18 protein-coding genes and 1 pseudogene are annotated in these 22,246 nt (G+C 46.2%); 11 read left to right on the plus strand and 8 right to left on the minus strand.

The window, feature by feature from the left end; genetic code table 11:
• The first annotated feature begins 45 nt into the window (after positions 1-45).
• The 6 genes from ACFO4L_RS00110 to ACFO4L_RS00135 all read left to right on the plus strand — a co-directional run bounded on the left by ACFO4L_RS00110 (position 46) and on the right by ACFO4L_RS00135 (position 9,910).
• A complete protein-coding gene (locus ACFO4L_RS00110) occupies positions 46-1,017 on the plus strand; it encodes a tRNA dihydrouridine synthase (RefSeq protein WP_377907603.1) in 972 nt (323 codons plus the stop codon).
• 348 nt (positions 1,018-1,365) lie between these two features.
• Positions 1,366-2,961: a type I restriction-modification system subunit M gene (locus ACFO4L_RS00115; protein WP_377907604.1), complete on the plus strand. Its 1,596-nt coding sequence runs from the start codon at positions 1,366-1,368 to the stop codon at positions 2,959-2,961.
• Positions 2,951-4,171, plus strand: a complete 1,221-nt coding sequence (locus ACFO4L_RS00120; protein WP_377907605.1) for a restriction endonuclease subunit S — start codon at positions 2,951-2,953, stop codon at positions 4,169-4,171. The genes ACFO4L_RS00115 and ACFO4L_RS00120 overlap by 11 nt, the downstream gene beginning before the upstream one ends.
• 11 nt (positions 4,172-4,182) lie before the next feature.
• Positions 4,183-7,344, plus strand: a complete 3,162-nt coding sequence (locus tag ACFO4L_RS00125) for a type I restriction endonuclease subunit R (RefSeq protein ID WP_377907606.1) — start codon at positions 4,183-4,185, stop codon at positions 7,342-7,344.
• Between the two features lie 253 nt (positions 7,345-7,597).
• Positions 7,598-8,800: a PDDEXK-like family protein gene (locus ACFO4L_RS00130; RefSeq protein ID WP_377907607.1), complete on the plus strand. Its 1,203-nt coding sequence runs from the start codon at positions 7,598-7,600 to the stop codon at positions 8,798-8,800.
• A 465-nt stretch (positions 8,801-9,265) separates the two neighbouring features.
• Positions 9,266-9,910, plus strand: coding sequence for a hypothetical protein (locus ACFO4L_RS00135; protein WP_440898575.1), 645 nt, complete (start codon positions 9,266-9,268; stop codon positions 9,908-9,910).
• A 419-nt stretch (positions 9,911-10,329) separates the two neighbouring features.
• Here ACFO4L_RS00135 and ACFO4L_RS00140 read toward each other — a convergent pair whose 3' ends face one another.
• Together ACFO4L_RS00140 and ACFO4L_RS00145 are read right to left on the minus strand one after the other, a co-directional pair.
• A complete protein-coding gene (locus tag ACFO4L_RS00140; RefSeq protein ID WP_377907608.1) occupies positions 10,330-10,509 on the minus strand; it encodes an SE1832 family protein in 180 nt (59 codons plus the stop codon).
• A gap of 117 nt (positions 10,510-10,626) precedes the next feature.
• A complete protein-coding gene (locus tag ACFO4L_RS00145) occupies positions 10,627-10,848 on the minus strand; it encodes a hypothetical protein (protein WP_168008178.1) in 222 nt (73 codons plus the stop codon).
• A 222-nt stretch (positions 10,849-11,070) separates the two neighbouring features.
• Between ACFO4L_RS00145 and ACFO4L_RS00150 the strand changes: the two genes are divergently transcribed.
• Positions 11,071-11,499 (plus strand): VOC family protein, encoded by a 429-nt coding sequence (locus tag ACFO4L_RS00150; RefSeq protein WP_377907609.1) that lies wholly within the window; start codon positions 11,071-11,073, stop codon positions 11,497-11,499.
• Positions 11,500-11,725: 226 nt separating this feature from the next.
• Here ACFO4L_RS00150 and ACFO4L_RS00155 read toward each other — a convergent pair whose 3' ends face one another.
• Positions 11,726-12,529 carry a SurA N-terminal domain-containing protein gene (locus ACFO4L_RS00155; RefSeq protein WP_377907610.1) on the minus strand — a complete coding sequence of 268 codons (804 nt, stop codon included), beginning with the start codon at positions 12,527-12,529 and terminating at the stop codon, positions 11,726-11,728.
• A gap of 288 nt (positions 12,530-12,817) precedes the next feature.
• Between ACFO4L_RS00155 and ACFO4L_RS00160 the strand changes: the two genes are divergently transcribed.
• Positions 12,818-13,255: an OsmC family protein gene (locus ACFO4L_RS00160; RefSeq protein ID WP_377907611.1), complete on the plus strand. Its 438-nt coding sequence runs from the start codon at positions 12,818-12,820 to the stop codon at positions 13,253-13,255.
• 72 nt (positions 13,256-13,327) lie between these two features.
• On the opposite strand, the gene ACFO4L_RS00165 is transcribed toward ACFO4L_RS00160, so the two are convergent.
• Both ACFO4L_RS00165 and ACFO4L_RS00170 read right to left on the minus strand, forming a co-directional pair.
• Entirely contained in the window at positions 13,328-14,299 is a 972-nt protein-coding gene (locus ACFO4L_RS00165) for a methyl-accepting chemotaxis protein (RefSeq protein WP_377907766.1), read from the minus strand.
• Positions 14,279-15,010, minus strand: a pseudogene (locus tag ACFO4L_RS00170) (MCP four helix bundle domain-containing protein); the annotation flags it as partial. The pseudogene ACFO4L_RS00170 and the gene ACFO4L_RS00165, both read right to left, overlap by 21 nt.
• A 106-nt stretch (positions 15,011-15,116) precedes the next feature.
• Between ACFO4L_RS00170 and ACFO4L_RS00175 the strand changes: the two are divergent.
• The gene (locus ACFO4L_RS00175) at positions 15,117-15,788 is read left to right on the plus strand and encodes a phosphotransferase family protein (protein ID WP_377907612.1); all 672 of its coding nucleotides are present in this window, start codon (positions 15,117-15,119) and stop codon (positions 15,786-15,788) included.
• Between the two features lie 20 nt (positions 15,789-15,808).
• Here the strand turns inward: ACFO4L_RS00175 and ACFO4L_RS00180 are convergent, their stop codons facing one another.
• Positions 15,809-16,753: an EamA family transporter gene (locus ACFO4L_RS00180; RefSeq protein WP_377907613.1), complete on the minus strand. Its 945-nt coding sequence runs from the start codon at positions 16,751-16,753 to the stop codon at positions 15,809-15,811.
• 150 nt (positions 16,754-16,903) lie between these two features.
• Between ACFO4L_RS00180 and ACFO4L_RS00185 the strand changes: the two genes are divergently transcribed.
• Together ACFO4L_RS00185 and ACFO4L_RS00190 are read left to right on the plus strand one after the other, a co-directional pair.
• Positions 16,904-17,446 carry a general stress protein gene (locus ACFO4L_RS00185; RefSeq protein ID WP_377907614.1) on the plus strand — a complete coding sequence of 181 codons (543 nt, stop codon included), beginning with the start codon at positions 16,904-16,906 and terminating at the stop codon, positions 17,444-17,446.
• Between the two features lie 145 nt (positions 17,447-17,591).
• Positions 17,592-18,611 carry an LLM class flavin-dependent oxidoreductase gene (locus ACFO4L_RS00190; RefSeq protein ID WP_377907615.1) on the plus strand — a complete coding sequence of 340 codons (1,020 nt, stop codon included), beginning with the start codon at positions 17,592-17,594 and terminating at the stop codon, positions 18,609-18,611.
• 749 nt (positions 18,612-19,360) lie between these two features.
• On the opposite strand, the gene ACFO4L_RS00195 is transcribed toward ACFO4L_RS00190, so the two are convergent.
• Together ACFO4L_RS00195 and ACFO4L_RS00200 are read right to left on the minus strand one after the other, a co-directional pair.
• Positions 19,361-21,721 carry an FdhF/YdeP family oxidoreductase gene (locus ACFO4L_RS00195; RefSeq protein ID WP_377907616.1) on the minus strand — a complete coding sequence of 787 codons (2,361 nt, stop codon included), beginning with the start codon at positions 21,719-21,721 and terminating at the stop codon, positions 19,361-19,363.
• Between the two features lie 106 nt (positions 21,722-21,827).
• On the minus strand, positions 21,828-22,199 hold the full coding sequence (locus ACFO4L_RS00200; protein WP_168008158.1) for a Na-translocating system protein MpsC family protein: 372 nt from the start codon (positions 22,197-22,199) through the stop codon (positions 21,828-21,830).
• Between the last annotated feature and the right edge of the window lie 47 nt (positions 22,200-22,246).

A 22,246-nucleotide genomic window follows, 5' to 3' on the forward strand; every position in this document is an offset into this window, starting at 1 on the left:
TCGAATTTCTTTTATGATATTTATAGTAAGTGGAGTTGATTGATTGTGAAAGAGAATTTCTGGCGCGACCTGCCGCGGCCGTTTTTTGTATTAGCACCGATGGAAGATGTGACGGATGTCGTGTTTCGGCACGTCGTCAGTAAAGCTGCGCGTCCCGACGTCTTTTTTACCGAGTTCACGAATTCAGACAGCTACTGCCATACAGAGGGAAGAGACAGCGTGCGCGGGCGTCTGTTATTTACGGAAGATGAGCAGCCGATGGTAGCCCATATCTGGGGAGACAAGCCTGAGTATTTCCAGCAAATGAGCGTAGGGATGGCGGAAATGGGCTTTAAGGGGATCGACATTAATATGGGCTGTCCCGTGCCGAATGTGGCATCAAGCGGAAAAGGCAGCGGTCTGATCCGCCGGCCGGATGTCGCAGCAGAGCTCGTTCAAGCGGCAAAAGCCGGTGGGCTGCCGGTAAGCGTGAAGACCCGTCTCGGCTTTACAGAAGTGGAGGAGTGGAAGGGATGGCTTACGCACATTCTCAAGCAAAATGTGGCAAACCTCTCTATTCATCTTCGCACGAGGCAGGAAATGAGCGCAGTGGATGCCCACTGGGAGCTGATTCCAGAAATCACCAAGCTGCGGGATGAGATCGCCCCGGAGACCTTGCTTACCATCAACGGAGACATTCCCGATCGGCAGGTCGGTCTTGAGCTTGCTGACAAATACGGAGTAGACGGCATTATGATCGGGAGAGGAATATTCAAAAACCCGTTCGCTTTTGAAAAAGAGAAAAGAGAGCACAGCAGCCAGGAGTATTTGGATCTGCTGAAGCTGCAGCTCGACCTTCAGGACTATTACGCAGAGCAAGTGCCCCGCCCGATCACGAAGCTGCACCGCTTTTTCAAGATATACGTAAAAGGATTTCGAGGCGCCAGCGCACTTCGAAACGAACTGATGCAGACGAAATCAACAGATGAAGTGCGGGCACTGCTGAAGCAGTTTGAACAGGCGGAGCAGCCGGTATAGTTCGGTTTTGGTACAACAGCGCTTACAGCAAATCAAATATGAATAAAGCAGCATGTCACCAGGAGGCGGCATGCTGCTTTTTCATTTTTATCGGAGACAATAACTATCTCGTTCATATGAACATTAGCGAAATTTGAACTTACCATGCTTCATTAGGAGAGTGAGTTGTTTTATCCGTCACTTCAACGGTTAAGCTTAACAAAGGCAGTTAATAGTAACTATGATTCGATGATTTAAATCGCAGAATGATTATAAATCGGGTCGTATCTCAAAATGCCTATGAGTAGCAATTCATTTACGTAAACGTGTTAAAATAGTTGTGTGAATTCATTGAAGGAGTGTTTAGAAATGGGAGCAGAGTTAAATTCAAAGCTATTTAGTGCTGCGGATAATCTTCGCAGTAAAATGGATGCATCAGAGTACAAAAACTATTTATTGGGACTGATCTTTTACAAGTATTTATCCGACAAACTTTTGTTAAAAGTAGTCGAACTGGCAGATGAATCACTGGATACATATGATACACCTGAAAAACAAACGGAATTATATCAAGAGCTATTAACGGATGACGATACGCGCGAAGATCTGGTGGCGACAGTAGTAGATACGCTAGGGTACGATATCGAACCTCGCTACTTGTTCAACGTACTTTCAGAACAAGCGATGAAGAATGTGTTTCAGTTAAATGATCTGAACAAAGCGTTTATTCAGCTATCCACGAAGTATGATGCGTTCAGTGGGTTGTTTGATGACGTGGATCTGCAGTCGAAGAAGCTGGGGTCAGATGATCAGCAACGAAATGTCACCGTGACCGATGTGATTAAAAAGCTAAATGATGTTGATCTCATTGGCTATGAGGGTGACGTCATTGGGGATGCTTATGAGTATCTGATCGGTCAGTTTGCTTCTGAAGCTGGAAAGAAAGCCGGCGAGTTCTATACCCCGCATATGGTATCGGATATGATGTCGCAAATTGTGGCGATTGGTCAGGAAGACAAGAAGTGGTTCAGTGTCTTTGACCCGACGATGGGATCAGGATCGTTGATGCTGAATGTACGAAACTATCTCAACCACCCGGATAAGGTGAAGTACCATGGCCAGGAACTCAACACAACGACGTTCAACCTGGCGAAGATGAACCTCATCCTCCATGGCGTTGATCCGGAAGAAATGCGTGTGCGAAATGGGGATACGCTCAATAAGGACTGGCCAACCGATGAACCGTATACGTTCGATTCAGTTGTCATGAACCCACCATACTCAGCGAAGTGGTCGGCGGATGATACGTTTCTCGATGATTCACGGTTTAACCGCTACGGTAAGCTTGCTCCGAAATCGAAAGCAGATTTTGCCTTTGTACTGCATGGCTACTATCACTTAAAAGAGACTGGAACCATGGCAATTGTTTTGCCACACGGGATTCTCTTCAGAGGAGCTGCGGAAGGTACGATCCGGCAGAAGTTGTTGGAAGACGGCAGCATTTATGCAGTCATTGGCATGCCACCAAACCTGTTCTTTGGAACATCGATTCCAACAACGGTCTTGATCCTGAAGAAGAACCGAAGCACCCGGGATGTATTATTCATTGATGCGAGCCGTGAGTTTATTAAAGGCAAGAATCAGAATAAGCTCTCCAAAGAGAACATTGAGAAGGTCGTGGATACGTATAACAAGCGTGAAGCCGTTGAGAAATACGCGCATCTTGCGACGTTTGAAGAAATTAAGGAGAACGATTATAACCTGAATATTCCACGCTACGTCGATACATTTGAAGAAGAAGAGCCTGTCGATTTGAAAGCTGTAGGAACTGAAATGAAAAAGATTCAAGAGAAAAAACAGGCACTGCAAAAAAGCCTATTTGAGAACATTTCTTCTCTGCAACACAGCGAAGAAGATGCAGAGTGGATTCAAGGAGCATTAGAGGTGTTTGGTTATGACAAATAAGCTGGTGCCTGAGATTCGATTTGATGGGTTTAGTAGTGAATGGATTAATTATAAATGGTGCGAAACGGTGAACATGTCAACCAACATGGTTGATCCAAAATCGGGTGATTTTGATAATTTAATGCATGTAGGACCAGGGAATATAGAATCTTATTCTGGAAGACTATACAACAATGTTAAAACTGTGGAAGAGGATAATTTAATTAGTGGTAAATTTCATTTTAATGCCGGTGATATACTTTATGGAAAAATAAATCCTCAGTTAGCGAAGTTTAATCTTGCTGTTTTTGAAGGTTTAGCTAGTGCTGATACGTATGTATTAAATACGAAAAATGGAATTAGTCAATTATATTTGTATACAATTATACAAACATCTGATTTTTATAAGTATTCTGTATCGGTATCTAGAAGAACTGGAATGCCAAAAATCAATAGAGATGAATTGAATCAGTATAGTTATAACGGGCCTAAAGATTATGAAGAACAACAAAAAATCGGCGACTTCTTCAAGAATCTCGACGACCGCATCGCCCTTCAGCAACAACACATCACATTATTAAAAGAAACCAAACAAGGCTTTTTGCAGAAGATGTTTCCGAAGGATGGCGAACGTGTGCCGGAGGTTCGGTTTGATGGGTTTAGTGAGGAATGGGCTTTATTAATGTTTGGGGATGTTGCTGATATTGTTGGTGGTGGCACTCCTGATACAACTATAGATGAATATTGGAATGGTGATGTTAATTGGTTTTCACCTGCTGAAATAGGAAAACAACGATTTGTGAGAACGAGCCGTAAAAAGATAACGAATATAGGCTTAGAAAAAAGTTCAGCTAAACTTTTGCCCGTCGGAACGGTTTTATTCACATCTAGAGCAGGGATAGGAAATACAGCTATTTTGGCCGATCCCGCTTCAACCAATCAAGGTTTTCAATCGATTGTACCTAAAAAGGGAATACTCGATAGTTATTTTATATATTCAATGTCAAATAAACTTAAGAAATATGGAGAAATAAATGGCGCTGGGTCAACTTTTACAGAAATATCAGGGAAACAACTAGCTAAAATGAAGATACATATTCCAACATTTCAAGAACAACAAAAAATCGGTGAATTCTTCAAAAACCTTGATGATTCAATTGCCATCCACGAAAAAGAACTCGAATTGTTACAAGAAACCAAAAAAGGATTCTTGCAAAAAATGTTTGTCTAGGAGGTGATCATGTGAAGAGTCTGTCTCATCGTTCAGAGGCTGAAATCGAGAACCATCTGATTCAAGTCTTGGGGGAGGGGTATAACCAGTGGACGTTTCGTGAGGATTTGAAATCAGAGGCGGACTTATGGAAAAACCTCCGCCAAAAAATTACGCAGAATAACCTGGCTGAACTTGGTGAAACGCCTTTAACAGATAAGGAATTTGACGCGATTAAAACAGAGCTGCTTTTTCGGACGCAGACGCCGTTTGATGCAGCCAAGTGGTTAAAAGGCGAGAACGGTATCGCCCGGATTACGATTGAGCGGGAAGACAGCCATGAAGGGTTTGTATCCCTCGTGCTCTATTCTAATCAGGATATTGGTGGTGGGATCTCGAGTTATGAAGTCGTTCACCAAGTTGCCAAACAACGTGCGACCAGTGAAGGGCGAGATCGTCGTTTTGACGTGACGCTTCTCATTAACGGACTCCCGATCGTACAGATTGAGTTGAAAAAGGTCACGGCGAAGGACGGCGTGTACCAAGCTTTTAATCAAATTAAGAAATATGCAGAAGAAGGTGTGTTTCGAAGCAATATCTTCGCCACGCTGCAGCTGTTTGTCGTCTCGAATGAACAGACGACTCGCTACTTTGCCAATGCGATGCCAAAGAACTTGCACCGTAAGTTCATGTTCAGCTGGCGTTCGAAAGATAATAAGAAAGTGGAGAACCTGTATGAGTTTTGTAAACAGGCACTAAACATTCCGGATGCTCACCGGCTCATTGCCAACTATACGATCGTCAGTGAAGATCAGGACAACAAAACGCTGATGGTACTTCATCCTTATCAGATCCATGCCATTGAAGCCTTATTTACCGCAGCGAATAAGCACAAGTCAGGCTACGTGTGGCACGCGACAGGCTCCGGGAAAACGCTGACGAGCTTTGTGTCAACGAAACTGTTGGCGAAGAAGTCAGGCATTGACCGCACGATCATGCTCGTAGACCGTAAAGACTTGGATAACCAGACAACGAGTGAGTTTACAAAGTTCGCATCGGAATTTAATACGGGCATCTCGTCTGGAAATACTCCGGCGAACAGCTTAATTGTTGGAACGGGAAGTGCTAAAGAGTTAAGTAAAACGCTCCTTGCCGATGCCAATTCAAATGTTGTCATTATTACGACCCGTCAAAAACTTGATTCAGCGTTAAAGTATGCGAAGAAACAGGAAGAAATTAAAGGGACTAATCGCTACGAGAAGCTGATGGGACAGCACATTGTCTTCGTTGTGGACGAATGCCACCGTGCAATAAGCGCAGAAAACATGGAAGAAATAAAGGCTTTTTTCCAAAGCTCTACATGGTTCGGATTCACAGGGACGCCGATCTTTGATGATAATAAAAAACAGGCAAAGGGAAAATTGGCGAGAACGACATTTGATCAGTACGGAGAAGTCCTTCATACATACACGATTAAAAACGCGTTAGAAGATGGGTCCGTACTTGGTTTCCAAATGGAGCATGAAACAACCATCGAACCAACCTCATTAGATAATATGATCTTTCATAAGTTGAGGAGTTCCCAATACGCGAACGCGGAGGACGAGGCAATCAATGTGAAGATTGACGAGATGAGCGGTGTCGAAAAAGAGTCGTATATCGACAGGTCAATGTTTGAGCAAGATGAGCACATTGATAAAGTTATAAAAAAGATTCTGCGTCCGGATAATGCGTATACAAAATTTGATTTTAAAAATGGGAAGCCGACGAAATCGGCCATTCTTACGACCAGCTCTATTGATATGGCAAAACGATACTATCATGCTATTAAAGTAATGACGAAAGACGAGAATTGGATGAATCACGTCTATCCGGGGCGTCCTATCCGAGAGGGGCGGTCGATGGATGATCCAGATTTTCCGCGTATCGCAATTACGTACTCTCTCGACGAGAATATGGAGAACGCCATCGAGCAGCAGCAAGAGATGCAGGCGATCATCGATGATTATAACGAGTACTACAAAACAGCCTGGTCGTTACAAGATATTGAACGATATAACGGCGATATTAATAATCGTCTGGCTAGAAAACGGGCTGAATTCAAACAGCCCGGGCGGCAAATCGACCTTGTCATTGTGGTGGATCGTCTCTTAACAGGCTTTGATGCGCCAACGATTCAAACGCTGTTCGTTGACCGTAACCTTGAATACGCTGGTTTAATTCAGGCGTTTTCCCGGACAAACCGCACGTATCCGGAAAAAACAAAAGGCCTTATTATTACTTTCCGTAAGCCCTTTACGATGGAAGAAAACGTAGCGAAAGCAACAAAGCTATATTCAGAAGTGAAAGAAGAATCCGGCTTAATTTACCCAAGCTATGAGAACGTTAAGAAGCGATTTAAGAAAGCTCATAAACAGCTGGAATCGATCATTGAAGAAGAAGGCGAAGTTGATGAGCAAAAGTCGGTGGAAACGCGAGTTGATTACGTCAAAGCTTTTCAGGAGCTCAACAACGCGTACGAGGCTTTAGTCACCTATGACAGTTACAATATGGACTTCGATGCCTCGAATACATTACAAGAACAAGTAAGCCTCCTAAAAGAAGAAGTCGGGGTTTATGAAACGGTGAAAGGATCGCTCGTCCAAACCGCCGAAGGAGATAACCCCGAGGGATCAGACGATTTCTCTGGAATCGAATTTTTCAGTGAGGCGACAACCAAATTATATGACATTGATTCAAGCTATATTGATCAATTGTTAGGAACGTATGAAGCAAACAATCCGGCAGTTCGCGACGAAATCGAAAAAGCTTTGCAGAAATTAAATAAAGCTGAAATTGTGAAAAGCTTGTATCACGAGATTTTAAATGCAATCGATAAGAAAGAAGTGGATGAGGAAGAGGATATCTTTGCCTTAAAGCGGCGATTTTTTACTGATAGAAAAGAGCATATCATTGAAGGGTTTAGTGAATATTGGTGTGTTTCAAGCTACGAACTACATGCCTCAGCTGTCCAGTACATGATCGGCATGGAAGCAATTCCAAATATGAAAAGCATCATTGAAAGTAAGGATTACGAAGCCTTTAAAGCGGAGCATCCCGAAATCAAACCATTCAAGTACCCTCAAATGATGAAACGAGAATGGCAAAAAGTATTGGATGAACAAGTTCTGCCGTTGGATAATGAACTTCGATAAGGAAGGGCGGTTGGCTAGGGGAAGCATTGCAGGAGCTAAAGTTGATCGTATGTGTCCATTCGTTGCCCGATGGTAAAGTGAGGAGACGATAAAAGGTAGATCTCAACTAAGCGTATTGCAATCGTTTGTTTTCTCATTTTTAATACTTACCAATGTAAAAGAAACCGATAAACAATGAACCGTTGTCCGACTGTTGTAAGCTTACTTGTTCAGGACAGCGGTTTTTTCAATGGAAGAGGAGGGGTGTATTAATATGGAGAAAGAGCTTACTTCGCTAAATGACTTTTTACTCGATACAGAAGCTCTTCATCAAATTGAAACGAAAGCATCTGCATTTAACTTGTTTGAAGTGCTTGGAGTTGTAAATCAGGAGATCCGACATAGCAACGTTCTTGCTTGGCTATTAGATCCAAATGAATCTCACGGGATGGATGATTTCATCGTGAGAGACTTAGTCAACATGGTTATACAGCGTATCCATGATGACGAAGTTGATCATAAAAAGTGCTTGCATATAGCTTTAGTTGATTATACGGATCTCGTAGTTAAACGAGAATGGAAGAACATTGATATTCTTTTAGTTTCAGAGAAGGAACAGCTCGTCATCGTTATTGAAAACAAGATATGGAGTCAGGAGTCTAACCATCAATTGAACAAATACGAACAGATAGTGGATAACCACTACCGTGATTACATGGCTGTCTATGTCTACTTAACTCCATTCGGTGATAGTGCCAGTCACTCTGAACGTTGGGTTAACGTGGATTACTCTACGATTATTAAACTCATTGAAGAAGGCACGAGTCATCGAGAATCAAATTTGAATGAACGGTCACGTGATTTTCTGACACAATACATAGAAATGTTGAGGAGGCACATTGTGGGAGATGAGGAGTTAGAGCAGATATGTAAGAAGATTTATGCAAAACATAAAAAAGCCTTAGACCTCATATACAAATATAAACCCGATATACAGTCTGAGATAGCAACCAAACTTCCAAATGATATTAAAGGTGAAAAGAACTTAATCCTGGATCATTCCATTAAAACATTTATACGATTTACATCAGAGCGATTGGATTCGATTATCGAACACTCAGGATCTAATTGGACGCCAAGTAAGCGAATCGTGCTCTTTGAGTTTCAGAACAGACCAAACCAACTTCTATTAAAATGCATTATAGGTCCAGGTGAACCTGCACTTAGAGAAAAGCTCCATCAAGTGGCGATAAAGTACCCTGAGTTGTTTAACATTGCAAAAGACCGACTAAATACTGAATATGCACCAATTTATTCAAAAGAAATTCTTCCTAATGGCTATCAAGATGAGTTAGATGAAAGCAGTATTGTTGAAATGATCGAACAAAAGATGAACGATTTTTTAAAGAATGATTTAGAAAAGCTTGAATCAGCTTTTGAGCACGAGTTTCAGAGTGATAATACCCATCAACTTTAATGGATTAGCATGGCTGATTCTGAAGAACAGGCTATTTTCGTGGTGCAGGTTACAAGGCAACTTAACTCTAAACCTTTTGGGAATCAGTCTATGAATAAAACGTATCGCTCCGAACCTTCTAAAACAACAAGTTCGAAGCGAAGAGCGTTGACTCCGAGAGGATCAGGCCGAGGCAAAGATCCACTGGCTCGGAATCACCGAGCCAGTTAGCTGAGACGGGCCCCTCCGGAAAGCATACGCTCGTAGGCACAGAACACAGCTTTGTTTGAATTTACTCATCTACCTCGTCAGAAAGTTCCTATGTTCGTGCCTATAATTCTTTCAGCTCTGCTTTCATGTGATTTATGTATTTCTGCTAAACCTTTTGTGAATGAATTAATGAACTTTATTTAGAACCGTAAAAATAATTAGCCTGTAACAAGTTCGAGTGAAAATTGAATTAATTATACAAAGGGGCTGTTGAATTTGATGATTAGTCCTGAGTGGTATTACGAGGAGCACCTGAAAGGAAAATCAAAAGAGCAGATTATGACCTCCATAAGGGGACTTAAGCAAAGGATAGGCAGCCTCAAAAATTCAATGGAAAACCCGTATGAGGATATAAAGATTTTTATGCATCCAAGCGAAGAAACTCAACTTTACTGGACTCGTGAATATTTAAAAATGGCTAAGCAAGCTTATGCTGAAGCAGGGGGAACTTACATCTTGTCTGAATCTGAAGCGAGAGCAGCTGAATTTGATGAAAACATTTATTCTATCAGCAAAATAACCTTTCGTGTTAAAAAGAGCGCCGATATCTTCCATAAATATGTTATAGAAGTTTTAAATGATATAATAACCCTTTCTGAATTTAGAGAACATGGTTTAATCAAAAAGCGTCATAAAAAAAACGTGACAAAAACCGTTTTTTTATATGAGCTTAAAAACTTGCATATTGGTGAATGGCGTAGACGATATTCTGCTAAACATGATGAATTCAACGTGCTCAATATAACGAAGTGGGAAGTAGAGTTTGAATATAGCAATGAATTTAAACCAAAAAAGTTTGGCGGAGAAAATGCCTATCCATATAATTTTGATAGGTTTCAGATGTTATTTGAAGTAGATTGATTTAAAATAAAAGACACCAGAGGAATTTTAGTGTTGAGCAGATCATGATTAATGATTGGTGTTTATAGGAAGAAAACACGCTTATAACAAAAAAGTCTTTTCGCTATCTTTTCCTTGCGTACGGGATGGTCTTTAAGCTTTCCCCTTTTAGAGGCGTCTTAAGAATCACCTTGTCTTTCCTGTTGCTGAGCGGAAAGACAGAGAACGAAACGATCTCTCCTTTATTTTATCGAATAGAAGCGAAACGAAAACCGGCGGACGCCTGTGGAAGAACGAGCTTGGAAGATCCCGCAGCGCAGTGAGGAAGCTGAGGAGCTCGTCCACGGCAAGCCTGCCGAGTTGCAGAGAAGCGTCCTTATATGAAGAATACTTACATAATAAGCAGCATGTCACTATTAAGGAACATGCTGCTTTTACGATTAAGAAAGCTCCTGCTTCCGAGCATTCAATTCCTTCAGTTCAACCTCAATATCGCTCAGCCGTTTTTCCAGCGGAGCCAGATTACCGCCAATGGACTCAAGCTTATCCAGGTTGTTCTGCAGCTGTACATACTCATCCTTCAGCTCTAAAATCTGGCCGTCGATCTGCTGTTTATCCACGATCATCACCTTCAGCTTTCGTTTTGTTTAATGCAAGCTTATCATGAAGCGGCGGTTTGGGAAAAGGCCGGCCGCCGCATAGAAAAGAGCGTCCCCGTTTAATGGAACGCTCTTCGTTTATGCCATTGATTTTCGCCCATATCGCTTATAATCCTCATAGGTTCCGGAACCTCTGCATGAACGGCACTGCTCGGCCGGCTCATAGCTGTATTCACTGACATACGCTTTCGTAACGCCGCGGCCTCTGCAGTCGATGCACTTATTCTTTCGTTCAAATCGGTGTGCACGTCTCGTGTAAAGAAGCTTGCGGGTGCCTTTCGTTCTGTCCATCACTGCCATGTCTACAACCTCCTTTATAAAATGAGGAAAAGACTGATCAGCCCGTCTGAACAAAAAGTTCCCGTGGCACAAGGATGGCCGACGGGACTCCATGGAGTAAAAAAATAAGCGGGGTGCTTATGCGTCTATTATATAAAATACATTCCATATGTACAAGTGTATTCTCTAAATAAACATGATAAGCTTAAATGGAGCGATTTTAACACGGGGGAGGACCTGCGCATGAAAACAGGTATTGAAATTGATCTGATTGTCCATGACAGTTTGGATGCACTGCGCTTATATGAAACGATTTTTGATGTTCAACGTCTGACTGTAACTGATCTCCAGCAAGGTCAGAATGAAGTGATTTTTTCGATTTATGGTACAGAAATACATCTGCTCGATGAAAACGAAGCATACGGCATGAAGGCACCTTCTGGTGAGGAGCCGCTGCCAATCTGGATTAACGTAACAGTACCGGACATTCATAAATCGTATAACAACGCCATAGCAGGCGGATGCAGAAATATGCAGCCTGTCACAACCATGGAGAAGTACGGCATATCCAATGCAGTGTTTATGGATCCATTCGGGTATCAGTGGATGCTCCATGAAGTACACCGGGATCTGAGTGACGAAGAGCGGGATGCGATGCTCAGAGGAGAATAGCGTGAAAAGCTTCACAAAACGTTCACTAGCTGACGGCTCAGAACGGGAATAGGAAGGTATACCGGAGCCTTACAGTCGGTGTGTGCCTGTCGGGAAGGTGGGGGCTGGATCGGGAAGAGCCTGCACCGGATTTACTCCAGGCTCCGGATTCAGTCAACTGGATCAGTCAGCAAAAAGGACCGTCTCAGCAAGTTGCTGAAACGGTCCTTTAGGTTATAACAATGTGTTAGAGGTGAATCGTTACATCTGCATTTTCACGCAGTTCCTGAGCCAGCGTCTGGGAATACTCGGCTTCCTGTTCAGCGCGCAGCTGTTCTTCCAATTCAGGCTGAATTTCTTCAAATTCAGGCATTTCCATTTCTTCCTGCTGGGCGACGAGCTGCTCGTAATACTCTTCAACCTCTTCCTCGGAAGGATCAACGTCGCCGGCCTCTGAAGCGATCAGTTCATCGACTTTAATCTGCATTTCTGCTTCTTCCTGCAGATTTTCTACATCTTCACCCTGTTCTTCCAGCGCTGCAACAAATTCATCACCGGATTCCATGCCGCTTTGAGCAGCCAGCTCGTCAAACAGCTCGTTCACTTCCTCTTCCGATGCTTCAAAGCCTTGCTCTTCTGCTTCCTGCACCATCAGCTCCAGATCTACCATATTCTGCACGAGCTCTTCCTGAAGCTCCTGCTGGTCAATTTCTTCACCAGTCATCTGTGCCTGCTGGGCAGCCTGCATGAACATGTTTTCATAGGTAACCGCGAATTCGTCGCGTTCAATTTCTTCGCCGTTTACTTCCGCAACAACCTCCGGAAGATCATCTGTTTCTGCTTCAGGCATGTCCTGCTCTCCCATGTCAGCAAGCTCATCGGCTCCTTCAGGGTCTTCTGCAGCTTCTTCATCGTTCATTTCTTGTTCGGAATTATTGTTCATACCGCCATTTTCAGGTGCTTCTTCTGTATTGCCTTCGTTGCCGCCGCAAGCTGCGAGAATCAGCATCGCAGACGCTGCTGCGGTTGTTAATGTCCATTGTTTTTTCATCGGATAACTCCCCCTAACGAATAACTTAGTGGTGAGTGTAACACACTGCCGAGAAGCGTTTCGACCCTTGCGGCTGTAAGAGCAGAGCGGATTTCTAGTATCTATGAGACTGTGGGATGCAAAACAGCGACATAAGCGCTGTCGTGCTCTTTCCATCAGCCAAATACGGATAATTTGTAAAATCATGAAAGGGACTGATCCTCGAAACGTTCCGCAAATGGAACATTTAAATGTGGATAAAGTCGGGTATAGCAGCAGAGACAATCATTTAAAGGAGGAGTCCGTAATATGAAACGAGTAGATTTTGAAGTAGCAGGCACTGGTCAAGGAATGAAAACAGAGGTGGCATCGGACAAGCATACAATCGTCATCGATGAACCGCCTGCGATGGGTGGGAACGATGAAGGGCAGGACCCGTTGACGAACCTGCTTGCCTCTCTTGCAGGCTGTGAGAATGTCATCGCGCATATGGTTGCAGACGAAATGGATTTTAATCTTGATAAGATCGACTTCAAGGTTAGCGGTTATATCGATTTGCGAGGTTTGCAGGGAGAAGAAGGCGTGAAACCGTATTTTCAGGAAGTGACGGTAAAAGCGGCCGTCCATACCGATGAATCAGACGAGCGGATCGATGAACTGCAGCGAAAAACAGATGCGCGCTGTCCCGTGTATACGACGCTTGAAGCAGCAGGCATTCCACTGCAGACGGCTTGGACAAAGGCATAAGCAATGCAACAGAAGCCGGCGATCAAGTTAGGGATCGCCGGCTTCGTGCCGTTTGCTGTCGTATTCGGGGGATTATGATAAACGAAACCGATCTAATTCTGTACGCAGGCTTTTCGCGCTGCCGGAGAGGCTTGAAGCGCTTGACGCCATCTGTTCCATAGATCGGTCTGTTTCTTCGGCAGAAGCGGTTGTTTCCTGAATACCGGCTGCGGCTTCCTCTGCTGAAGCTGCTGCCTCCCCGAGAGAAGCATGAATCTTCGAAGTCTGGCCGGACATACCGGCTACGTTTTTACCGATTTCTCTCATTTGATCAGCAAGCTCCGTGATCGACGCCTGAATAGCTGTAAACGTCTGCTCGGTCGCTTTCATATTGCTGCTGCCTTCGCTCGTTTCCTCATAGCCTTTTTGCAGAGATTCTGCGACGGAGAGAGAATCCTGCTGTACGCTGTGAACGATATTGGTGATGTCTGCAACGGAGCCGGTGACCTGCTCAGCGAGTCGCCTCACCTCGTCGGCGACTACTGCAAAGCCGCGGCCTTGCTCGCCGGCGCGCGCCGCCTCAATAGCTGCGTTCAGTGCTAACAGGTTCGTCTGTGCTGCGATATCTTCAATCACGGTCACAAGCTTGGAAATGTTATCGGTTTTCAGCTGCAGCTCATCCATTTTGGTAACGGCGCTGGACATTCTTTCATCAATCCGCTGCATGGATTCACCTGAACGAAGAACCACGTTTGTGCCTGAATCCGTCAGCTTCAAAACATCGTCAGAGGACTGAAGTGCCTGTTCGACATTAGAGCTCGATTGAGCCATCGTTTCGCTGAAGGAAGCCATCGAGCTGCTCAAGGTCGTCGTGACAGAAGCTTGATTTTCTGCGCCTGCAGCCAGCTGCTCCATAGTGGAGGCTATTTGAGCAGATCCGCCCCGAACATCCTCAGAAGCGTGAGCGAGGCTTGTGCTGCCATTTTCGACCTCAGCTGCTACAGATCCAATTTGTTGCAGCAGAATGCGGTTATTTTCTGTCATTTGATTCAATGAGTCTACCATCGCTTTTGTTTCGTCTTTTGTGCGGACATGAAGCGCCGGACCGGAAAGGTTGCCGTCTGCCAGCTCTCGAAGTCTGTTCGTCACAGAATGCACAGGCTTTGCAATCGAACCTGCTGTCACAAATGCAGTAACGAGGCCGGTCACGATGACAAGAACTCCGGCACCGACTGCGATCAGGAACAATAGGTTTGACGACTCATTTACATTCTCAGCGCGGAGTGCGACCTGACTGCTTCGATCGGCAGCAGCTCCCTGAAAATAAGCCATCAGCTCCTCTGCGTCGGTTCGGCCGGCGGAATTCATGTAAGCAAGTGCCTCTTGCTCCCGGCCATCCTGATACACTGGAAAGACATTTTCCCTTACTGCATCCGTCCAGGCTTCGGCCTGCTGAATGGCTTCGATCGACGCTTCGTTTGACGTTTGCTGAAGCACCTCTGCTGATACCGCATCAGCCTCTGCCGTGACGGCTTCAAAGCTTTCTTCAAATCGTGGATCACCGGTGAGCAAAAAGCCGCGGACAAGCGCGAGCCGCTCTGTCATGGCGTATGACAAAAAGTGATCAGCCTCCAGCTGCGGAAGCTCTGACTCTGAAATCTGTTCTGATTCACTGCTTATGTAATGAAAAGACATACCGTTAACAATTCCCTGAACGGCGGCAATAAGCAGGATAATGAGAAACCCTGCTAGAATCTTTGTACGTATGTGCTTCATGATGCTGGCTCCTTTAGTATCATTTATGCAGGTAAAAAGTACTGCAATATCTAGTATCGGCTGCTTGCAGCCAGTTGTTTAGCAGCATGCAAACAGGAGGCCCGTAATGGAAACAACATGGCTTGAACAAATGAATCAAATAAGCATCACAGCAGTGGATCATAATGAACCGGTTCTGGTTTCCGGTATTCCGGAAGGTGTCAGATGTGTCGGGATTGGAACGGATGCTGCCGTCTTTCAATCAGCAGAGCATCCGGAGTATGCGGTGAAGCTTTACGCAGGGGGAAGAGAAGCGAAGGCAGCTGAAGAGTTCCGGATTTATAAGCTGCTTGCAGGTTCGGCCTATTTCCCTGTCTGCACGTATCAGGAGGGCAGGCTGCTGGTAATGAGCTTCGAGGCAGGAACGACCTTTTACGACTGTCTGCTGCAGGGGACTGAGATTCCGGAGACTGCCGTGGAAGAGGTAGAGGAGGCAAGACAGTATGTGCGGTCGCGCGGTTTAAATCCGAGAGACATTCATTTGAAAAATATTCTGCTGCAGGAAAACGGAATTAAAATACTGGATGTATCAGAATACGGCAAGCCAGGAAACGACATGCGGTGGGAGCACTTAAAAGAGGCGTATGAAGAGGTTTACAGTTTAATAAGAGGAAAAGCGCTCCCGCTCTGGCTGCTGGAGACAATTCGTAAATGGTACAACAGGCGGGAGAAATACTTTCAATCCTATGAAGAATTTAAGCAGTTTTGTTTAAAAATGCTGCGCTATCGTGCAAAGTAATCAGCCGTACGACAGGCTGTTCAAGAAGCGGTGTGCGTCCGCTTCTTAGCTTTCGCAGCCGGTGCCGGAACCGCCTTCTCTTCTTTTACAGCAACAAGAAAGATCATACTGAAGATAAATAAGGTGCCGACCCACTGATAAGTGCCGAACGGCTCCTGCAGCCACCATACTGTCGCTGCCACAGCTGAAAGAGGCTCAAGACTCCCTAGAAGCGATGTCTCTTTTGCCTGAAGCGTCTGCAGGCTTTCAATATAAAACCAGAAGGCGATCATCGTACCGAAAATGACGATGAACGTGAGTGCAGCCCAAGCCGAAAGTGGAAGGGAGGCAGCCGGAATATCCCAGGGGGCGTGCAAAAAAGAAAGGAGGGTGCCGCCGATCACCATCGCCCAGCTTACGATGACAAGCGCCGAGAACTGTTTCAGCAGCGGTACAGCATAAAGTGTATAAAAGGCAAGCGCAGCACCGGACAAAAGCCCCCATATTACTGCAGGAACTGGAACCGATAGTGCCTGCACGGATCCGTTTGTGAGCAGCAGAAACGTTCCGCCGAGCGCGAGCATGACCGCAGCGGCATCACGGACTGTCAGCCTGGACTGTCTGCGGAGCAGGAGCCAGCCGATGATCATCACCGGCGCCGTATACTGAAGCAGGGTGGCAACGGCCGCATTTCCGTAGCTGATAGAAGCCATGTACGTGTACTGCACAGCAAGCATGCCAAATATCCCGAAGAGGACAAGTGGAATCGCGGTCTGCTTCGTTGTCCATACGCGCACAAGCTCCCGCCGGTCCTTCCAGACTGCCTGTACAAGGAGCAGCAGTAATCCGGCAACGGTTAATCGCAGGCTGACAAGCCAGTTGACCGGAATTGAAAATTCCTGAAATACATATTGTGAAACGGTTCCGCCAAGACCCCAGAGCGTTGCCCCTGTAATCACGAGAAAAAACCCCCACCAGCGCGGCATTATGAAAACTCCTTTCCTTCCAAACTCTTTCTTTAGTGTAATACAGTGCCACAGCTTCGGTAAAGGCAGTCTGACAGCCTATGTTTAGTTATTTCAACTTATTGGGAATATGAACGAACAGGAGATAAAAAGAAGGAGGAGGCATACAGCATGAAAAAACGAGTAGTCGGAGTATTCTCATCAGAGTCAGAAGTAAGAGAATCCGTTGAATCATTAAAATTGGACGGCCACAGACCGGAGGAAATTATCGTAGCAGCCGGAGACAGTGATGCGGCAGACTGGCTGAAGTCCGAAACGAATGTACGCATTGAGGAGCCTCAGCAGGAAGAAGGCACAGGCAATGAGGAAGATCAGTCCTTTTGGGAAAAGATAAAAACCGCGTTTAAAGGAACGACAGAATTTAAGGGTCAGGACGGAGGATCGGAAGGCTTTACGTTTGATAAAATCGGTATCACCGGTGAAGAGGGCCAGAAACTTGAGGCCGAGCTCGACAACGGCAGGATGGTCGTTCTGGCTCCGGAGATGGAAGCAGGAGCTGCCTTTGATGACGAGAAAACAGAAGGCAGCATCGATCCGGAAGGTCCGAGCCAGATTGGGGATCCAATGAGCTCCGAGGATCCTGCCGAACAAGCAGAGGATGCACCAAAGTTCCCGCAGGATAGTGACGTGGATGAGAAACACCGAGACCGTTAAATGAAGACCCGCTATCCGGCGGGTCTTTTCTTATGAATGTTTGTTTTCGCCGCTTTGCATGAAGATCTGAGCAGAATCGTTTACGAAGGGAGGAGGGATTGGTAAGCTGTTACATGACTTACAAAAAGAAAGGGTTCTGATAGATATGCATGCATTACCTGTCTCCGCTTTAAATCTGGCACCAGTCAGACAAGGCGAAACGATCGCTGACGCTATAGATGCTATGACGAGACTGGCAGCTTCCGTTGAAGATGCCGGCTACACCCGCTACTGGATTGCCGAGCACCATAATACGCCGACCCTGGTCAGCTCTGCTACGCCGTTATTGATTCAGAGGACGCTGGAAGAAACGTCTTCGATCCGTGTCGGTTCCGGCGGCATGATGCTGCCGAACCATTCTCCGCTCGTTGTTGCCGAGCAGTTTGGCACACTGGCTGAGCTTTATCCCGACAGAGTGGATCTCGGTCTTGGACGCGCTCCCGGAACGGATATGAATACAGCCAGAGCGCTTAGACGGACGCACATGGATACGGCGGTTCACTCGTTTCCGGATGATGTGCAGGACTTGCTTCACTATTTTGGTCCCCCTGAAATACAAGGGAAGGTGAAAGCTCATCCGGGAGTTGGAACCGGCGTACCGCTTTACATTCTCGGTTCGTCTACAGATTCCGCCGTTCTCGCTGCCCGGCTTGGACTGCCTTACGCATTTGCTGCTCACTTTGCTCCGCAGCAGATGGAAGCGGCCATCCGCATATACCGCGAGCAGTTTCAGCCGTCCGAGTGGCTTGATAAGCCGCATATGATCGTCTGTCTAAACGTTATCGCGATGGAATCAGACGAAGAAGCAGCCCGCGAGCAGACGACGATGCAGCAGTTCTTTTTGAACGTAGTCCGCGGCACGCAGCAGCCTTTGCAGCCGCCTGTCGCGTCCATGGATGGTATTTGGTCACCTCAGGAAAAAGCAATGTCCCAGGCGATGTCGAGCATGACGCTTGCCGGCAGTGAGGAAACTGTTTCCCGGCAGCTGCAGGAGTTTCAGTCCCGGTTCGCCGCTGATGAAATCATGGTCGTGTCCTACATTTACGATGAAGAAAAACAGCACGCCTCCTACCGGCGGTTTGCTGACATTGCTAAAAAAACGAGCAGCTCGCAAACGACAACCTGATTAAGAGAGACCTGGAAGCAGTTTTCCGGGTCTCTTCGTGTGTAGGCGGAGCCGCCGCTGCATGTATAGGGAAGCAGAGGACATCGGCTGAAGGCTGGTTGAAAATGGTTAACGTTTGCGGTGAAAGCATGAACGTTGCCGGCAAGGTGTTCAACTTCTGCTGCAAAAGCTTTAACAATGGCCGGTACATGTTTACGAGTATCAACTTAGGAGTGGTATAACGAAAATAGCGTTAACGAAGGCGGGTAAACATTCAACATTTCCCGGTAAATGTTAAACTTTTTTGCGCTTCAGGGTCCAATCAAGCTTTCTTTGCTTTGACATTGATGCATGCTGAACAGAAAAATCGACCTCAGGGTTGAAATGATAAGTTGAACGCTCAGAATGAAAACTTCTGCCACCAGTTTGATAAGATTTTCGCTATCGCGAACGCCAGTTGAAAGCTCTGATAAGTTTCAGCCTGAGAATGAAAAGTTTAGCGCCAGGGTTGAAAAGTTTATTGCTGCTGATGAAAAGTTGACATGCTTCCGTAATAACTTTCCGCTTCTCTTATTCGATCAGGCACTCACGCACTCCTCTAACCGCCCATAACGAAAAAACCCGAAAGGCCGCAAGCCTCCGGGTCTTTATGATGTTTCTAACGTGTTGTTACCTGTACATCTTTACAATCGACTGCTTCCGCCGGTCAGCGAAGAGGAGCTGCCGCCAAACGAATAACCTTTCTGCTTCCTAAACGTAATCCATATTCGTTAAGACGGGGGAGCCATCTCCAAGTCTTCCACCGGTTTTTCGTAGTATTTCGTATCTTTTCGTGCGTTGTAGCGATCGGCTTTTTCAACCTGCACGGCGATGTTGTAGTCCGGTATGCCGGCAAATTTTTCGTAGCGGCCTTTTGGCAGCAGGAAGTTTCCTTCCGGGAAGTGAACGCCGATATTGGAATCGGCCATTTCGGCGATCCGGGCTTTACCCTGAAAGACGCCGTGCTGGTTATACACGACGACCGCTTCGCCTTCATGAATGCTGAGACGTCGTGCGTCGTTGCTGCTGATGAGCACGTCATAGCGGTCTGCCTGATTGAACGGGTCTTTCTCCCCATATACCATGGAATTAAACTGCTTGCCGCGCCGGGTAGTGACGTAAAAGTCGCCTGGCTTGCGATTGAGGTCCGGAATATCGACCGGAATCAGGTTTCCGCGGCCGTCTTCTGTCGGACAGATGCCATCCTCGCAAAGCCATGCGCCGCCCCACTGGAACACGTCTCCTTGACGCTTCAAATGCTGAACACCTTCATAGGCGGGATTCGCCACAGCGATTTCATCGCGGATTTCCTGTCCGGTTTTAAAGTCCACAAGGTGGGCTGTTTCAGGCTTGACGCGTTTGGCGAGATCGACATAAATCTTCCATTCCGCGCGTGCTTCTTCAATTTTATTTTTGTTGCCTTCGATTTCAGGAGAGAAATAAACCATACGCTCCGTTGACGTCGAGGTGCCGCCGCCTTCCTGCTCGTAGCGTGTTTTCGCCGGCAGGACAATGACCGCTTCCTTTGCATCGACGAGCGTTGACGTATTCAGGATGATGTCCTGATGAACGCGGATCTCCAGATTGGCGAGTGCTTCTTCGATAAAATCCGGATCCGGCATCGTTTCAAGGAAGTTTCCGCCGGACATATAGTACATCTTTATTTTTCGTTCATGGTCTTCGGGCAGCATAATGTTCTCCAGACTCACGCCGACAATATCACCCTGCCACGCCGGCAGCTTGAAGTTCCAGAGCTTCTCAATTCGGGGAATGTTATCCCCCTTATAGTCGCCTCCGGGAAGGACAAACGGATCGGCGCCCATTTCACCGCTCCCCTGAACAGAGGAGTGACCGCGGAATGGCATCAGGCCTGCGTGCTTTCTGCCGAGAAAGCCTCGCAGCAGTGCCAGGTTCGCGACCTGTGAAATGTTATCGGTCGCAAAGGTGTGCATTGTGAGGCCGAGCGCCCAGGCAAACACGGCATTTTTACTGTTGGCGAGCAGCTCGGAAAGCTCGATGATCCGTTCTTTACTAACGCCGGAAGAGGATATAATTTCATCCCATGATTGCGCAACGACGTGCTGTTTTAACTGCTCATAATCATTCACATGTTCATCAACGAATGCATGGTTAATCGCAGACCCGTGCGCCTCTTCCTCCATATCAAACCAGTGCTTCATAATACCGTGCATGAAGGCGATATCGCCTCCGATGTTTACCTGATAGAAATCGTCCGCCACTTTCGTACCAAAAATAGCAGACTCGGGAACAGACGGCACCCAGTATTTATCCATCGAAGGCTCTTTATACGGATTAATGACAATAATTTTCGTGCCTTTTTTCTTTGCCTCTAGCATGTACTTCGTAGAAACAGGTGATGAATTGGACGCCACGCTTCCCCAGAAAAGCAGGACATCGGTACCGATCCAGTCCTGATAGTTAGATGTAGATGCGCCGACACCGATCGAGCGCTTCAGTGCCGTTTTACTCGGTGAATGACAGATGCGTGATGCATTATCAACGTTGTTCGTCCCGAGAAAACGGGCCACTTTTCCGCCGACATAATACGATTCATTGGTGATGCCGCGGGACGTCATATAAAACGCATACTGCTTCGGATCAAGCTTCTTCATTTTGGCAGCAATCTGATCCATCGCGTCATCCCAGCTGATGCGGGAGAAGGAGCGTTCTCCGGGACGTCGGATGAGCGGGTAAGGAATGCGGCCAAGCTTGCGCAGCTCGGTCGACGAATACTTGCGAAGCTCATCAATGTCCGAGTGCAGGACATCTTCGTCTATTGCCGGCATCGTATTCAGGCGCAGCACGTTAAAACGGGTCGTGCAGACGTGCGGGCCGGTGAGCGTCTGATCATACAGTCCGGATACGCCGAGGGCACAGCCGTCGCAGACGCCTTTCGTGATGATGTTTTTAGCGTAATTTAAGTTGTCCTTGTTTTCCCACATTGTTTTAAACGAGTCGCGGATATGCTTCGGCTTTACTTTGCCGAGGCCGAAGGGAACAGGACTCACCCAATGTTCCGGTGCCGGCATTTTCGCTTTTTTCATCGGTCCGTTATGCTTTGTCTTTCCCATGATCATTCCTCCTGAAAGGTAATAAAAAAACCACCGCATCCGCACCCCGAAAAAACGGGGTGCTGGAATCGGTGGTTGAGTCTTTAACAGGGACGCTGTCAAGTGCCTAACCTTCTTTTTCGTTTCTGAATTTTTTCTCCAGATCCTCATCGAAAATAAAGATCGACATGCCTTTATCCTGTTCAATATCAATGTCTACAAATAAATCGACGAAGTTGCATTCCAGCAAGTCTTCCATCTCAACAGGCCGGTGTGTGCGGTAAATGTTTTTTACCATTTCGGTTCGAGCTGCACGCAGCATCTGACGACCGTCCTGATCGCTGGCAATGAATTTCTCCACTGGGGAGAGGTTGCCTTCCATCTCGCATATCGCCCAGTTTTTGCAGAAAGTCGTTTGAATCCTGCTTGGACCTTTGCCCATATGCCGTTTACGGAAAGAACGGACGAGATTGCTGAATTCTGCTTCATATTTTCCCATCAAGCGCCAATCCTTTGCAGTGAATGTATAAAGAAAGCGTAGTCTTA

This window comes from Bacillus daqingensis, from assembly GCF_042654445.1.
Lineage (GTDB): Bacteria > Bacillota > Bacilli > Bacillales > Salisediminibacteriaceae > Alkalicoccus > Alkalicoccus luteus.

What these genes read in the sequence shown, in the direction of transcription:
- ACFO4L_RS00115 (WP_377907604.1), top strand. Translation starts at nt 1,366, where the DNA reads ATGGGAGCAGAGTTAAATTCAAAGCTATTTAGTGCTGCGGATAATCTT.
- ACFO4L_RS00120 (WP_377907605.1), top strand. Translation starts at nt 2,951, where the DNA reads ATGACAAATAAGCTGGTGCCTGAGATTCGATTTGATGGGTTTAGTAGT.
- ACFO4L_RS00130 (WP_377907607.1), top strand. Translation starts at nt 7,598, where the DNA reads ATGGAGAAAGAGCTTACTTCGCTAAATGACTTTTTACTCGATACAGAA.
- ACFO4L_RS00145 (WP_168008178.1), bottom strand. Translation starts at nt 10,848, where the DNA reads ATGGCAGTGATGGACAGAACGAAAGGCACCCGCAAGCTTCTTTACACG.
- ACFO4L_RS00150 (WP_377907609.1), top strand. Translation starts at nt 11,071, where the DNA reads ATGAAAACAGGTATTGAAATTGATCTGATTGTCCATGACAGTTTGGAT.
- ACFO4L_RS00155 (WP_377907610.1), bottom strand. Translation starts at nt 12,529, where the DNA reads ATGAAAAAACAATGGACATTAACAACCGCAGCAGCGTCTGCGATGCTG.
- ACFO4L_RS00160 (WP_377907611.1), top strand. Translation starts at nt 12,818, where the DNA reads ATGAAACGAGTAGATTTTGAAGTAGCAGGCACTGGTCAAGGAATGAAA.
- ACFO4L_RS00165 (WP_377907766.1), bottom strand. Translation starts at nt 14,299, where the DNA reads ATGGTAGACTCATTGAATCAAATGACAGAAAATAACCGCATTCTGCTG.
- ACFO4L_RS00175 (WP_377907612.1), top strand. Translation starts at nt 15,117, where the DNA reads ATGGAAACAACATGGCTTGAACAAATGAATCAAATAAGCATCACAGCA.
- ACFO4L_RS00180 (WP_377907613.1), bottom strand. Translation starts at nt 16,753, where the DNA reads ATGCCGCGCTGGTGGGGGTTTTTTCTCGTGATTACAGGGGCAACGCTC.
- ACFO4L_RS00185 (WP_377907614.1), top strand. Translation starts at nt 16,904, where the DNA reads ATGAAAAAACGAGTAGTCGGAGTATTCTCATCAGAGTCAGAAGTAAGA.
- ACFO4L_RS00190 (WP_377907615.1), top strand. Translation starts at nt 17,592, where the DNA reads ATGCATGCATTACCTGTCTCCGCTTTAAATCTGGCACCAGTCAGACAA.
- ACFO4L_RS00195 (WP_377907616.1), bottom strand. Translation starts at nt 21,721, where the DNA reads ATGGGAAAGACAAAGCATAACGGACCGATGAAAAAAGCGAAAATGCCG.
- ACFO4L_RS00200 (WP_168008158.1), bottom strand. Translation starts at nt 22,199, where the DNA reads ATGGGAAAATATGAAGCAGAATTCAGCAATCTCGTCCGTTCTTTCCGT.